The following is a 13,951-nucleotide window of genomic DNA, read 5'->3' on the forward strand; positions in this document are numbered from 1 at the left end:
CATCAATAGGTATCGTTATGGTGCTCACTATAGTTAGCCTGACCCGACAGGTGGTTAAAAGCAGAACTCTCCGAAGATGACTGCAGCCAAAAAAAGGGCTGACGATGTCGTCAGCCCTGGTTTGTTGCTCTCCGGCCAGGCCGGCGCGCTTATTTGGTGATTTGCGCGTGCATTTCCTGAACCGAAATCACCTTCTCGGTGGCGTCAGCGTTCAGCGCCATCGCGGTGGCAAAGCCGCCGTTCAGGGTGGTGTCGTAATGCACCTTGTACTGCAGCGCGCTGCGGCGAATCAGCTTGGAGTCTTCAATCGCCTGGCGACCTGCGGTGGTGTTGATGATGTAGGTGTATTCGCCATTCTTGATACGGTCCTGAATGTGCGGACGACCTTCATGCACCTTGTTCACCAGACGCGGGTTGATACCGGCTTCGCCCAGCACAATCGCCGTACCGTGGGTCGCATCCAGCTCAAAGCCAAACTTCAGCAGCTTCGCCGCCAGGTCGACCACGCGCTCTTTATCGCCTTCGCGGACGGAGAGCAGCGCGCGGCCCTGTTTCTTCATGGTTGAGTTGCTGCCCAGCTGCGCTTTGGCGAACGCTTCCGCGAAGGTACGACCCACGCCCATCACTTCCCCGGTAGAGCGCATTTCAGGCCCTAACAGCGGGTCAACGCCCGGGAATTTGTTGAACGGCAGAACCACCTCTTTCACCGAGTAGTACGGCGGGATGATCTCTTTGGTCACGCCCTGCTGCGCCAGCGTCTTACCGGCCATTACGCGCGCCGCGACTTTCGCCAGCGGGACACCGGTGGCTTTGGAGACGAACGGCACGGTACGCGCCGCACGCGGGTTCACTTCAATCAGATAAACTTCGTTATCTTTCACCGCGAACTGGACGTTCATCAGACCACGAACCTGCAGCTCGAAAGCCAGCTTCTGCACCTGCTCGCGCATCACATCCTGAATTTCCTGGCTCAGCGTATACGCTGGCAGGGAACAGGCTGAGTCGCCGGAGTGTACGCCCGCCTGCTCGATATGCTCCATGATGCCGCCAATCAGCACCATTTCGCCGTCGCAGATGGCATCGACATCCACTTCAATCGCGTCGTCGAGGAAGCGATCCAGCAGTACCGGTGCATCGTTGGAGACGCTAACCGCGGTCTGGAAGTAGCGGCGCAGATCCTGCTCGTCGTAAACAATTTCCATCGCCCGGCCGCCAAGCACGTAAGATGGACGAACCACCAGTGGGTAGCCAATCTCTTTCGCTCTCTCTACCGCCTGCTCAATGGCAGTGACGGTGGCATTCGCCGGCTGCTTCAGCTTCAGACGGTCAACCGCATGCTGGAAGCGCTCACGGTCTTCCGCGCGGTCGATAGCGTCCGGGCTGGTGCCGATAACCGGTACGCCTGCGGCTTCCAGGGCGCGCGCCAGCTTCAGCGGCGTCTGGCCGCCGTACTGGACGATAACGCCCTTCGGCTTCTCGATGCGCACGATTTCCAGCACGTCTTCCAGGGTCACCGGCTCGAAGTACAGACGGTCGGAGGTGTCATAGTCGGTAGACACGGTTTCCGGGTTACAGTTGACCATGATGGTCTCGTAACCGTCTTCGCGCAGCGCCAGAGAGGCGTGTACGCAGCAGTAGTCAAATTCGATACCCTGGCCGATACGGTTCGGGCCGCCGCCGAGGACCATGATTTTATCGCGGTCAACGGACGGGTTGGACTCACACTCTTCTTCATAAGTGGAGTACATGTAGGCGGTATCGGTAGCGAATTCGGCGGCGCAGGTGTCCACGCGCTTGTAGACCGGATGCAGGTCATACTGGTCGCGCAGCTTGCGAATTTCCGCTTCCCGCACGCCCGCCAGTTTCGCCAGACGCGCATCGGCAAAGCCTTTACGCTTCAGGGTACGCAGGAAGTCGGCGTCGAGGCCGTTGATGCCCACTTCCACCACTTTCTCTTCCAGACGCACCAGCTCTTCAATCTGCACCAGGAACCAGCGGTCGATATTGGTCAGGTTGAAGACGCCGTCTACCGAGAGGCCGGCGCGGAAGGCATCCGCGATGTACCAGATACGCTCGGCGCCAGCGTCTTTCAGCTCGCGGCGAATTTTAGTCAGCGCTTCCGGGTCGTCGAGGCTCACTTTCGGGTCGAAGCCGGTGGCGCCCACTTCCAGGCCGCGCAGCGCTTTCTGCAGCGATTCCTGCTGGGTGCGGCCAATGGCCATCACTTCGCCGACGGATTTCATCTGGGTGGTCAGACGGTCGTTCGCGCCAGCGAATTTTTCGAAGTTGAAGCGTGGAATTTTGGTGACCACGTAGTCGATGGACGGCTCGAAGGAAGCCGGAGTGCGGCCGCCGGTGATGTCGTTCATCAGCTCGTCAAGGGTGTAGCCCACTGCCAGCTTGGCCGCCACTTTAGCAATCGGGAAGCCGGTGGCTTTCGAGGCCAGCGCCGAAGAGCGGGAGACGCGCGGGTTCATTTCGATAACGATCAGGCGACCGTCTTTCGGGTTCACCGAGAACTGCACGTTAGAGCCGCCGGTTTCCACACCGATTTCACGCAGGACCGCCATCGAGGCGTTACGCATGATTTGGTATTCTTTGTCGGTCAGGGTCTGCGCCGGGGCAACGGTGATGGAGTCGCCGGTATGGATCCCCATGGCATCGAAGTTTTCAATCGAGCAGACGATGATGCAGTTGTCGTTCTTATCGCGCACCACTTCCATCTCGTACTCTTTCCAGCCGATCAGCGATTCATCGATCAGCAGTTCGTTGGTCGGAGAGAGATCCAGGCCGCGTTCGCAGATTTCTTCGAACTCTTCGCGGTTATAGGCGATACCGCCGCCGGTGCCGCCCATCGTAAAGGACGGACGGATAATGCACGGGAAGCCAACGTCGGCGGCAACCGCCAGCGCTTCTTCCATGGTGTGGGCGATGCCGGAGCGCGCGGTGTCGAGGCCGATTTTCTTCATCGCCACGTCGAAGCGACGACGGTCTTCCGCTTTATCAATCGCGTCCGCAGTGGCGCCGATCATGGTCACGCCGAACTCTGCCAGCACGCCCTGACGTTCCAGCTCCAGCGCACAGTTCAGCGCGGTCTGGCCGCCCATGGTCGGCAGCACGGCATCCGGGCGCTCTTTTTCGATAATTTTACGTACCACTTCCCAGTGAATCGGCTCGATGTAGGTCGCATCAGCCATTTCCGGGTCGGTCATGATGGTCGCCGGGTTGGAGTTCACCAGAATAACGCGGTAGCCCTCTTCACGCAGGGCTTTACAGGCCTGCGCGCCGGAGTAGTCAAACTCACACGCCTGACCGATAACAATCGGGCCCGCGCCCAGAATCAGGATACTTTTTATGTCTGTACGTTTTGGCATTGCTCTTTTACTCCTGATTATTTCGCGGACTGACGGTAGAGCTCAATTAACTCGATAAAGTGGTCGAACAGCGGCGCGGCATCATGCGGCCCCGGGCTCGCTTCAGGGTGCCCCTGGAAGCTAAACGCCGGTTTGTCGGTACGATGAATGCCCTGCAGGGTGCCGTCGAACAGCGACTTGTGGGTCACGCGCAGGTTGGCCGGCAAGGTGGCTTCGTCAACCGCAAAACCGTGGTTCTGCGCGGTGATCATCACCACATTGTTATCAATATCTTTCACCGGATGGTTGCCGCCGTGGTGGCCGAACTTCATCTTAATGGTCTTCGCACCGCTCGCCAGCGCCAGCAGCTGATGGCCAAGGCAGATACCGAATACCGGAATATCGGTCTCAAGGAATTTTTCAATCGCGTCGATAGCGTAATCGCACGGCGCCGGGTCGCCTGGGCCGTTAGAGAGGAAAATACCGTCCGGATTCATTTTCAGCACGTCTTCGGCAGAGGTCTGCGCCGGCACCACCGTCAGGCGGCAGCCGCGGTCCACCAGCATGCGCAGGATGTTGCGTTTCGCGCCGAAGTCATACGCCACAACGTGGAACGGCAGCTCGCTTTCCGCTTTCGCTTCCGGCAGGTCGCCCGCCAGAGTCCAGCTGCCCTGCGTCCAGCTGTAGGTTTCTGCGGTGGTCACTTCCTTCGCCAGATCCATGCCGTTCAGACCCGGGAACGCTTTCGCTTTCTCCAGCGCCAGCTGAGCATCCGGGCTGTCGCCCGCGATGATGCAGCCGTTCTGCGCCCCTTTCTCACGCAGCAGACGCGTCAGCTTGCGGGTATCGATATCGGCAATCGCCACGATGTTATGGCGCTTCAGATAAGAAGAAAGATCTTCAGTATTGCGGAAGTTGCTGGCAATCAGCGGCAGATCGCGGATCACCAGACCCTGCGCGTGTACCTGAGAAGATTCTTCATCGGCGGCGTTGGTGCCGACATTACCAATATGAGGATAAGTAAGAGTGACGATTTGGCGGGAATAGGAAGGATCAGTGAGGATTTCTTGATAACCGGTCATTGAAGTATTGAAAACGACTTCCCCAACCGCCGTGCCGGTTGCCCCGATGGCCCGACCGTGAAACTGGGTTCCGTCTTCCAGAACCAATAGCGCTGACTTAATCAAAACACCCTCCAGAGAATATCCACTCACTTTATTTGCATATTAATTCATAAACACGATCTGAATCAATGCAAATCTGTTGCCCGCAGATTTTTGGCAAACGGCGGCATTCTGGAGAGATGTCGGATAAAAGTCAACTTAAAGCGGAGATTTTTAATGTCATTTTACGCCACTGGCGCATTACATGTGATTTTTACGCCAAAAAGATCAACAAACCTGGCTGAGAAAACGCTTGCGGACGGGAAAGAGTGTAAAACCTGGCGACGAAGCGCTAAAAAGTGGACCAAATGGTCAAAATTTACATTTCATTCACCAAAAACAGCATGAAGATTATTATTTATAGCTATCACAACGTAAAACACACACCAAATCCATAAAAATAAAAAAGGGCAACAATATATTGCCCCTTGCATCAATAACTTATTGATTGCAATAACCACATCACGATGGGTAATAATCGTTATAAACTGTTCAAATCCAGCACATCACGCATGTCAAACAGACCATTTTTCTTGTCTTTCAGCCACAATGCAGAGCGAACCGCGCCATTAGCAAAGGTCATCCGGCTGGAGGCTTTATGGGTGATTTCAATACGCTCACCGATATCAGCAAACATCGCCGTATGCTCCCCGACGATATCGCCCGCACGGACGGTGGCGAAGCCAATGGTGCCCGGAACGCGTTCGCCGGTATGACCTTCACGACTGTAGACGGCGCATTCCTTCAGATCTTTGTTCAATGCTCCGGCGATCGCTTCGCCCATCGCCAGCGCGGTGCCTGACGGCGCATCCACTTTATGCCGGTGGTGCGCTTCGATAATTTCGATGTCGGTGTAGTCGCCCATCACCTTTGCCGCCTTCTCCAGCAGCTTTAACAGGACGTTGACGCCGACGCTAAAGTTAGCGGCGAAGACAATGGCAATCTCCTGCGCGGCGTCGCGAATCGCCTGCTTGCCAGCGTCGTCAAAACCGGTGGTGCCGATGACCATCCCTTTGCCGTGCTCACGGCAAAACGCCAGATGGTTCAGCGTGCCTTCCGGGCGGGTAAAATCGATCAACACGTCGAAATCATCTTTTACCGCCGTCAGGCTGCTCTGCACCGCGACGCCCGCTTTGCCGGCGCCCGCCAGCTCCCCGGCGTCGCTGCCCACCAGGCTTGACCCTTCGCGCTCCAGCGCCGCGCCCAGCGCCACGCCTTCCATCTGCAATGCAGCCTGAATTAACTGGCGTCCCATCCGGCCGCCCGCGCCGGCGATGGCCACGCGGATTTGTGCATCATGCATAGCTATTCTCTTTTGTTAACATTACGTAAATTGTTTTCAGAGTAACCAGCCCGTCAGCGGGCCGCTACTCAAAAACGCCGATAATTAGAAATTTATGACAAACGGCGGACGATATCAGTAAAAACTATACGATTGTGCTGAAATGCGTGCTTTGCGGGTGCTCTCTCGGAGACAATAATCGACGTTTTCGTCATCTGTCGGTTTCAAGAAATAAGATGCACTAAATCTGGCAAACTCGACCGACCAGCATTGAAATGCTGTGGAAACATTATACTTTCGGTAGAGCAGAAAGCCTTATGCCAGGATATAGCTGACCACCAGCTGCCCCTTCTTCATCTTTATCTGACTGATAACAATGTCGCCCAGCTCCGCCAGACGGGCGACGTGGGTGCCACCGCAGGGATAAGCGGGCAGTTCGCCGAAGCCCACCTGGCGCAAGCCATCAGCGAACGTCACCTGACGCGGTAAGTCCTGCGCCTGCCAGGCCTTCACCGGCGCCAGTAGCGCACTGGCGTCCGGCAGCGCGGCATTGTTCCTGCTGGTAAAGGTTATCCGCCCTTCTCCGGGCCAGTGGTGCGCTTTCACCGGTTGCCAGCCAAGCTGTTCGCCCGCCAGGCCAAGCAGGTGGCCGGCAGAATGCAGACGGGCATGCAGCTGTCTCGCGGAGGCATCAATTTTCATCTCCACGTCACCGAGGGGAAGCGCTTGCGACAGGATATGCAGCACGCTGTCGCCGCGCACAATAACCGTCTCAACCACCTGCCCAGCTATCCAGCCGCGGTCTGCCGGTTGACCGCCTCCTTGCGGGTGAAACAACGTCCGATCCAGTTCGATGGCGTAACGGCCATCCACTTCTGCGGTGCAGGCGATGATCTGGGCGCGCCCGTCGGTAGCATCGCTGGTGTAATAAACTCGTTCAGTCATGGTGATTCTCCTCTCTGTCCGACCAGTATATTGATAATATCGACAGCGATAATCCCACCACCCGCCAATGCACTTTTGCCCCGGGAGCACAAATGAATCTAAACCTCCTGCCGGACCTCGCCCTCTTCGTCCAGATTGTCGACCAGGGCAGCTTTTCCGCCGTCGCCCGCCAGAGCGGACTGACGCCCTCCGCCGTGAGCCGCAGCGTGTCGCGGCTGGAGCGGGAGATGGGCAGCAAGCTGCTGCATCGTACCACCCGCAAGCTGCGACTGAGCGATGCCGGGGAAACAGTGTATCAGCATGCCCAGCAGATGCTGGAAGCGGCGCGGCAGGCGATAGATTCCGCCAGCAGTCGCCAAACGGTCGCTCAGGGAAAGCTGACGCTCAGCGTACCGAAAGCCGTCGGCCGCTTTGTGATCCACCCGCTGATGATGGCGTTTTTCCATCGCTACCCGCAGGTGGACGTCTGCCTGCGGCTGGAAGATCGCCCTCTGGATTTTATCGATGACGGTATTGATTTGGCGCTGCGCATCACCGATACCCCTTCCCCTGGTCTGCATGGCAAACCGCTGATGCCAATCAGGCACGTTATCTGCGCCACTGAGCCCTATTTACAGCAGCACGGTACGCCGTATACGCCGCAGGATCTGCGCGCGCATTGCTGCATTAGTCTTGGCGAAACGCCCGCCGACGCGCGCTGGAAGTTCCGCCGGGAAGGGAAAAGCGAAACAGTGCAAACCTACGGGCGGTACGCCGCCAACCATACCGCCGTCCGCCTCGACGCGGTTAAGCAGCATCTGGGCATTGGCAGCCTGCCGCTGTTTACCGCTCGCGAGGCGCTGGCGAAGGGCGATATCGTGCAGGTGCTGCCCGAGTGGGAATTCATCAGCAGCTACTCCGGCGACCTGTGGCTGCTGTGGGCGGGAGATAAGCATATGCCCGCCAGGATGCGGGTGATGATTGATTATCTCAGCGAGACGGTGCCGGCGTTGAACGCAGGCAGCACAGAGCCAGCGAAATAATTGCAAACCACGGAATGATAACCCCCAACACAAACCAGATCCCGGAGCGGCCGATATCATGCATTCGCCGGCAGCCAACAGCCAGCAAGGGGAGCGCCATCAGCAGCAGCCAGAGCGCGGCAAAGGGAATGACAACAAAACTGAGGATACCGTATTGAGGGTTAACGCTGGTTGCCAGACACCAGGCCGCCAGCGGCATGGTGGCGATCAATACATTGATGAGAAAAAACGTCCAGAACTGCTGCCGGCTGGCGCGGCCACTAAAATTAAAGGTCTCTTTCCAGCCGCTCAAATACGCCTGTCCATAGGTCATTGCTTCTTTCCTTGAAAATCGAGTGATTTATCACGGCGCCAGGGCAATCACCTCCGCTGCCCAGCGCTGAAACCCTTCCACGTCGATATCCAGCGCCACCTGGGCGTTCGCCGGCTGGCCCAGTCGCCCTTCGATATCCACCACCGTGGTGCCCGCGGTCCAGGTCCCCTGCGTCTCCACCGCCACAAAGCACGGCTGGAGAGTGAACAGTTCCGGGCGCGCCAGCCACGCAATAGCGCAGAGATCGTGCATTCGCAAACCACTGCTCATGCTGCCGCTGCGATAGTGGCTAAACAGAGCATGAAGCATTTTACCGGTCTGGTTCAGCGTCGGTAGCGTCGCCAGGTAATCTGCCGCCAGCAGCGCTCGGTTGGTGACGTCCAGCCCGCACATCACAATCTCCAGCCCGCTGTGGAACACTTTCGCTGCGGCTTCCGGGTCGATAGCGATATTGAATTCCGCATTCGGCGTGAAGTTGCCGCGGCCCGCGGAACCGCCCATGATCACCAGTCGGCGAATATTGAACACACATTCCAGATACTGGGTCAGCAGCAGCGCAATATTGGTCAGCGGGCCAATCGCCACCAGTGTGATCGGCTCGGCAGCGTGCATCAATGCATCGCGGATCGCCTGGAAGGCCGGCTTCGCCAGCGGCTGACGTTGATGCTCAACAAAGTCATACCCCTCCATGCCGGATTCGCCATGCACCGAGGCGGCGTCGCGCAACGGACGCACCAGCGGCATCGACGCCCCCTGCGCCAGCGGCACATCGGCATTCCAGAAGTGCAGCAGCTGCAGCGCGTTACGGGTCGTCTTCTCCACCGAAACGTTGCCCGCCACGGTGGTCATCAGTTGCAGCTCCAGCTCGGGCGCGAACAGCGCCGCGGCAATGGCGGCAGCATCGTCGATGCCCGGGTCAGTATCAAGAATGATCGGTAAGCGCATGGTTTCTCCCTAAAAAAAATGCCAGACGTTAAGTCTGGCATCTTCTCATACTGCTGGAGGAAAGAACTTACTCTACTTCACGGACATCCACACGCAGCTCTTTCGGCACTTCAAAGACGATATTCTCTTCCCGGCCTTCCAGTGGCACGGCTTCGCCGCCGCCCAGCTCCTGCAGGCGGGTAATGACGTTCTGCACCAGAATATCCGGCGCCGATGCGCCCGCCGTCACGCCGACACAGGCCGCATCCTTGACCCACGCTTCCTGGATATCGGAGGCGTCGTCAATCAGGTAAGCCGCTTTGCCCATCCGCTGCGCCAGCTCGGCGAGGCGGTTAGAGTTGGAGGAGTTTTTCGACCCGACCACCAGCACCACGTCAGCCTGCTCCGCCAGCGCGCGCACGGCTTCCTGACGGTTAGTGGTGGCATAGCAAATGTCGTCTTTGCGCGGGCCGACGATTTTCGGGAAACGCGCGCGCAGGGCGTCAATAACGTCAGACGTATCGTCGACGGAGAGCGTGGTCTGGGTCATAAACGACAGCCGGGCGTCGTTTTTGACTTCCAGCTTGAGAACGTCTTCCGGCGACTCGACCAGGTACATGCCCCCTTGCGGGTTATTGTACTGCCCCATAGTGCCTTCGACTTCCGGGTGGCCGGCATGGCCAATCAGAATCGACTCTTCGCCGCGGCGGCTGGCGCGGGCGACTTCCATATGGACTTTGGTCACCAGCGGACAGGTGGCGTCGAACACCGTCAGGTCGCGGCTCTTCGCTTCATTCCGTACCGCCTGCGATACGCCGTGAGCGGAGAAAATCAGGATCGCGCCGTCAGGCACTTCGCTGATCTGTTCGATAAAAATGGCGCCGCGCTTGCGCAGGCTATCCACCACATAGCGGTTGTGCACCACTTCATGGCGAACATAAATCGGTGCGCCATACAGCGTCAGCGCGTTTTCTACAATGCTGATAGCGCGGTCAACGCCAGCGCAAAAACCGCGCGGGTTAGCCAACAGGATCTGCATGTTACTCCTCCAGCGCCGGATCGATCTCCAGCACTTCAATATCAAAATGAACGGTGCGCCCGGCCAGCGGATGGTTGAAGTCGACGGTGATGGAATCGCCGTTCACTTCGCGGATCACGCCAGGCATTTCGCTGCCATCCATTGCGGTAAAGAGCATAATCGCGCCGATTTCCGGTTCGCCAGCGTCGATAAACTCACGGCGAGAGAAATACTGAATCAGGTCCGGGCTGGGTACGCCAAAGGCGGCGTCAGGCTCCAGCGAAAAGGCCTTTTTCTCCCCCTCTTTCAGACCGAGAAGCTGTTGCTCCAGCCCTTCAGACAGAGAGGTGTCGCCGAGGCGAAACAGCGCCGGTTTGCCGTTGCTGCGGGTGGACTCGGCGGTGGAGCCGTCGTCCAGTTTCAGTGTGAAGTGCACCAGTACCGCGCTGTTGCTCTGTACGGATTTAGACATGCAAATTGCTCGCTTGTTTTAGGTCACCGGTTGCCCGGTGGCGCTATGCTAACCGGACCGACGGGCGGCCACAAATTCTGTAGGCCGGGTAAGCGTAGCGCCACCCGGCATTGACATTTACGCCTGCTCTTTCGCGGTCGGTTTCGGCAAGAAACCTTCCAGCACAATCAGCGCTGCGCCGATGCAGATCGCACTATCGGCGAGGTTGAAGGTGGCGAAATGCCAGTCGCCGACGTAGAAGTCGATCATATCGACCACGAAGCCGTGCCACAGGCGATCGAACAAGTTACCCAGCGCACCGCCGATAATCAGGGCGTAGGCAATATTGTTCAGCTTTTGCGTCGCCTTCGAACGGTACATCAGTACCGTCAGCACCACACAAATGCCGATCGCGATCCCGGAAAAGAACCAGCGCTGCCAGCCGCCGCTGTCGGCGAGGAAACTAAACGCCGCGCCATAGTTGCGGGCATAATGCAGATTAAGCGACGGGAACAGCGGAACCGTCTCCCCCAGAGCGAAGTTCTGGAGGATCAGGAATTTGCTACCCAGATCGATAATCAGCACGGCTACGACGACCCACAGCCAGCGTAGCCCCGTTGAACAGATCGATTTACTCATCAGGCGAATTTACGTTGCTCGCCGTTACCGGCGACGTTGCTCACACAGCGACCGCAGATTTCTGCGTGTTCCGCTACCTTGCCGACGTCACTGGTGTAATGCCAGCAGCGTGGGCACTTCTCGCCCTCGGCTTTACTCAGGACCACTTTCAGCCCTTTCAGCAGATCGCTCTGCCAGGCATCAGCCGGCGCCTGCGCATAATCGGCAACGTTGGCGCCGGAGGTCAACAGGACAAATCGTAATTCATCGCCCAGCGCGTTGAGCTTGGCCGCCAGGTCGGCATCGGCATACAGCGTGACCGCTGCTTCCAGAGAGCCACCGACTTTCTTATCCGCACGCGCTTGCTCGATCACCTTGTTGACTTCGCCGCGCACCTTGAGCAATTCATCCCAGAAACCGTCGTTCATCGCTTCATCGTCGGCCAGGCCGAACAGACCTTCATACCACTCGCCGGTGAAGACATATTTCTCACGATCGCCCGGCAGGTAGCCCCAGATTTCGTCCGCGGTGAAGGACATGATCGGCGCCATCCAGCGCACCAGCGCTTCCACGATATGGAACAGCGCGGTCTGGCAGCTGCGACGCGCCACGCTGTCCGCTTTCGCGGTGTACTGGCGGTCTTTGATGATGTCGAGGTAGAACGAGCCCATTTCGATGGAGCAGAAGCGCATCAGGCGCTGTACCACTTCATGGAAGTCGTAGGATTCGTAGGCTTTCAGGATATCTTCCTGTGCCGCCTGCGCGCAGCCGACTGCCCAGCGGTCCAGCACCACCATCTCTTCCGGTTTAACCATGTCTTTCGCTGGATCGAAACCGTTCAGGTTCGCCAGCAGGAAGCGGGCGGTGTTACGGATACGACGATAGCTGTCCGCGGCGCGTTTGAGGATCTCATCGGAGACCGCCATTTCGCCGGTGTAGTCGGTGGAAGCCACCCACAGACGCAGGATATCGGCGCCCAGCTTGTTCATCACGTCCTGCGGGCTAACGGTGTTACCGATAGACTTGGACATTTTGCGGCCCTGGCCATCGACGGTGAAGCCGTGGGTCAGTACCTGGCGATATGGCGCTTTGCCTTTCATCGCCGTGGAGATCATCAGTGAAGACATGAACCAGCCGCGATGCTGGTCAGAGCCTTCCAGATACATGTCCGCGGCGTGACCGGCGAATTCCGGACGCACATCAACCACGGAAGAGTGGGTCGACCCGGAGTCAAACCACACGTCGAGGGTATCCGGCACTTTCTCGTAGCTGTCGGCGTCATCGCCAAGGATGTCGCGGGAATCGAGATCCCACCACGCCTGGATGCCGTCAACTTCAACGCGTTTCGCCACTTCTTCCATCAGTTCGAGGGTACGCGGGTGCAGTTCGTGGGTTTCTTTGTGCACGAACAGCGACATCGGCACGCCCCAGGTACGCTGACGGGAGATACACCAGTCAGGGCGGTTAGCGACCATCGATTCGATACGCGCCTGGCCCCAGTCCGGGATCCACTGCACGCCTTTGATCTCTTTCAGCGATTGCGCGCGCAGGCCTTTCTGATCCATGCTGACGAACCACTGCGGGGTGGCGCGGAAGATGATCGGCGATTTGTGTCGCCAGCAGCACGGATAGCTGTGCTGCATTTTTTCCACGTGCAGCAGCGCGCCGCTGTCACGCAGCATCTCAACGATGATGTCGTTGGCTTTGAAGACGTTGATGCCATCCAGAGACGGATAGGTACCAGGCAGGTAAGCACCGTCCGGGCCAACCGGGTTGGCGATTTCCAGACCGTATTTCTGGCTGATGGTGTAGTCGTCCGGACCGTGGCCGCCGGCGGTATGCACCGCACCGGTACCCGCGTCCAGCGTCACGTGGTCGCCAAGGATCGCCGGCACGTCGAAATCGAGGAACGGATGCTGGAAGCGCATCAGTTCAAGTTCTGAACCTTGTACCGCCGCCAGGATACGGTAATCCGTAACGCCAAGGCGCTTCATTACGCTCTCAACCAGGTCTTTCGCCAGGATCAGCGCCTGACCGTCAACCTGCACCAGCGCGTAGTCGAATTCCGGCGACAGAGAGATGGCGCGGTTAGCCGGCAGGGTCCACGGCGTGGTGGTCCAGATAACCAGGGAAACCGGGCCGTTGACGTCGGCTACGCCGAATTTCGCCAGTACCGCGGCTTTGTCTACCGCGTGGAACGCCACATCGATAGACGGAGAGGTTTTGTCGTAATACTCCACTTCCGCTTCCGCCAGCGCGGAACGGCAGTCAACGCACCAGTGCACCGGCTTAGCGCCTTTATGCAGATGACCGTTGCCGATGATTTTACCCAGCGCACGGATGATGTTGGCTTCGGTTTTGAAGTCCATGGTCAGGTACGGACGCGACCAGTCGCCCAGCACGCCCAGGCGGATAAAGTCTTTACGCTGACCGTCGATCTGCTCCGCGGCATATTCGCGGCACTTGGCGCGGAATTCAGCGGCGGTGAATTTCTCACCCGGCTTACCGTATTGCTGCTCGACTTTCAGTTCGATCGGCAGACCGTGGCAGTCCCAGCCCGGAACGTACGGCGAGTCATAGCCCGTCAGTCCTTTGGACTTAACGATAATGTCTTTCAGAATCTTGTTAACCGAGTGACCAATATGAATGCTGCCATTCGCATAAGGAGGGCCATCATGCAGAATGAAGGTTTTTTTGCCTTTTTTGGCTGCACGAATGATGCCGTACAGGTCATCATCGGTCCAACGCGCCAGCATTCCCGGTTCGCGTTTGGCGAGGTCGCCACGCATAGGGAACCCTGTTTCCGGCAAATTCAGGGTCGATTTATAGTCACTCATCAGATTCTCGGTTCCGTATTTCGGT

Annotated in this window: 11 protein-coding genes; 1 reads left to right on the forward strand and 10 read right to left on the reverse strand. The window is 58.0% G+C overall.

The genetic code is table 11. The annotated features are described in order from the left end of the window. Nucleotides 1–149 precede the first annotated feature (149 nt). From carB to AS136_RS10585, 4 genes are all read right to left on the reverse strand, one after another. A complete protein-coding gene (carB, locus tag AS136_RS10570; RefSeq protein ID WP_008807485.1) occupies nt 150–3,374 on the reverse strand; it encodes a carbamoyl-phosphate synthase large subunit in 3,225 nt (1,074 codons plus the stop codon). Nucleotides 3,375–3,391: 17 nt separating this feature from the next. Continuing rightward, nucleotides 3,392–4,540, reverse strand: a complete 1,149-nt coding sequence (carA, locus tag AS136_RS10575; RefSeq protein WP_012542883.1) for a glutamine-hydrolyzing carbamoyl-phosphate synthase small subunit — start codon at nt 4,538–4,540, stop codon at nt 3,392–3,394. Between the two features lie 457 nt (nt 4,541–4,997). Next, nucleotides 4,998–5,819, reverse strand: a complete 822-nt coding sequence (gene dapB, locus AS136_RS10580) for a 4-hydroxy-tetrahydrodipicolinate reductase (RefSeq protein ID WP_008807487.1) — start codon at nt 5,817–5,819, stop codon at nt 4,998–5,000. A 294-nt stretch (nt 5,820–6,113) separates the two neighbouring features. After that, entirely contained in the window at nt 6,114–6,743 is a 630-nt protein-coding gene (locus tag AS136_RS10585) for an alanyl-tRNA editing protein (RefSeq protein ID WP_016160278.1), read from the reverse strand. A gap of 92 nt (nt 6,744–6,835) precedes the next feature. Here AS136_RS10585 and AS136_RS10590 point away from each other — a divergent pair, with 92 nt between their 5' ends. After that, the gene (locus AS136_RS10590) at nt 6,836–7,765 is read left to right on the forward strand and encodes a LysR family transcriptional regulator (RefSeq protein WP_008807489.1); all 930 of its coding nucleotides are present in this window, start codon (nt 6,836–6,838) and stop codon (nt 7,763–7,765) included. On the opposite strand, the gene AS136_RS10595 is transcribed toward AS136_RS10590, so the two are convergent. From AS136_RS10595 to ileS, 6 genes are all read right to left on the reverse strand, one after another. Next, a complete protein-coding gene (locus tag AS136_RS10595; RefSeq protein WP_016160277.1) occupies nt 7,713–8,078 on the reverse strand; it encodes a DUF805 domain-containing protein in 366 nt (121 codons plus the stop codon). The two genes, AS136_RS10590 and AS136_RS10595, sit on opposite strands and share 53 nt — an antisense overlap. 30 nt (nt 8,079–8,108) lie before the next feature. Next, entirely contained in the window at nt 8,109–9,023 is a 915-nt protein-coding gene (gene rihC, locus AS136_RS10600; RefSeq protein ID WP_023322053.1) for a ribonucleoside hydrolase RihC, read from the reverse strand. 67 nt (nt 9,024–9,090) lie between these two features. Then, nucleotides 9,091–10,041, reverse strand: coding sequence for a 4-hydroxy-3-methylbut-2-enyl diphosphate reductase (ispH, locus tag AS136_RS10605; RefSeq protein WP_002887979.1), 951 nt, complete (start codon nt 10,039–10,041; stop codon nt 9,091–9,093). Between the two features lies 1 nt (nt 10,042). After that, nucleotides 10,043–10,492, reverse strand: coding sequence for an FKBP-type peptidyl-prolyl cis-trans isomerase (fkpB, locus tag AS136_RS10610; protein WP_002887976.1), 450 nt, complete (start codon nt 10,490–10,492; stop codon nt 10,043–10,045). A 117-nt stretch (nt 10,493–10,609) separates the two neighbouring features. Beyond that, on the reverse strand, nt 10,610–11,110 hold the full coding sequence (lspA, locus tag AS136_RS10615) for a signal peptidase II (protein ID WP_008807492.1): 501 nt from the start codon (nt 11,108–11,110) through the stop codon (nt 10,610–10,612). Beyond that, the gene (ileS, locus tag AS136_RS10620; protein ID WP_032733435.1) at nt 11,110–13,926 is read right to left on the reverse strand and encodes an isoleucine--tRNA ligase; all 2,817 of its coding nucleotides are present in this window, start codon (nt 13,924–13,926) and stop codon (nt 11,110–11,112) included. The genes lspA and ileS overlap by 1 nt, the downstream gene beginning before the upstream one ends. Nucleotides 13,927–13,951 lie beyond the last annotated feature (25 nt).

The sequence above is a fragment of the Klebsiella sp. D5A genome, assembly GCF_001620885.1.
In the GTDB taxonomy this organism is placed as follows: Bacteria; Pseudomonadota; Gammaproteobacteria; order Enterobacterales; family Enterobacteriaceae; genus Klebsiella; species Klebsiella variicola.

Coding starts and splice junctions, on each gene's coding strand:
- dapB (WP_008807487.1), bottom strand. CDS start 5,819: ATGCATGATGCACAAATCCGCGTGGCCATCGCCGGCGCGGGCGGCCGG.
- lspA (WP_008807492.1), bottom strand. CDS start 11,110: ATGAGTAAATCGATCTGTTCAACGGGGCTACGCTGGCTGTGGGTCGTC.
- AS136_RS10585 (WP_016160278.1), bottom strand. CDS start 6,743: ATGACTGAACGAGTTTATTACACCAGCGATGCTACCGACGGGCGCGCC.
- ispH (WP_002887979.1), bottom strand. CDS start 10,041: ATGCAGATCCTGTTGGCTAACCCGCGCGGTTTTTGCGCTGGCGTTGAC.
- fkpB (WP_002887976.1), bottom strand. CDS start 10,492: ATGTCTAAATCCGTACAGAGCAACAGCGCGGTACTGGTGCACTTCACA.
- rihC (WP_023322053.1), bottom strand. CDS start 9,023: ATGCGCTTACCGATCATTCTTGATACTGACCCGGGCATCGACGATGCT.
- AS136_RS10595 (WP_016160277.1), bottom strand. CDS start 8,078: ATGACCTATGGACAGGCGTATTTGAGCGGCTGGAAAGAGACCTTTAAT.
- ileS (WP_032733435.1), bottom strand. CDS start 13,926: ATGAGTGACTATAAATCGACCCTGAATTTGCCGGAAACAGGGTTCCCT.
- AS136_RS10590 (WP_008807489.1), top strand. CDS start 6,836: ATGAATCTAAACCTCCTGCCGGACCTCGCCCTCTTCGTCCAGATTGTC.
- carB (WP_008807485.1), bottom strand. CDS start 3,374: ATGCCAAAACGTACAGACATAAAAAGTATCCTGATTCTGGGCGCGGGC.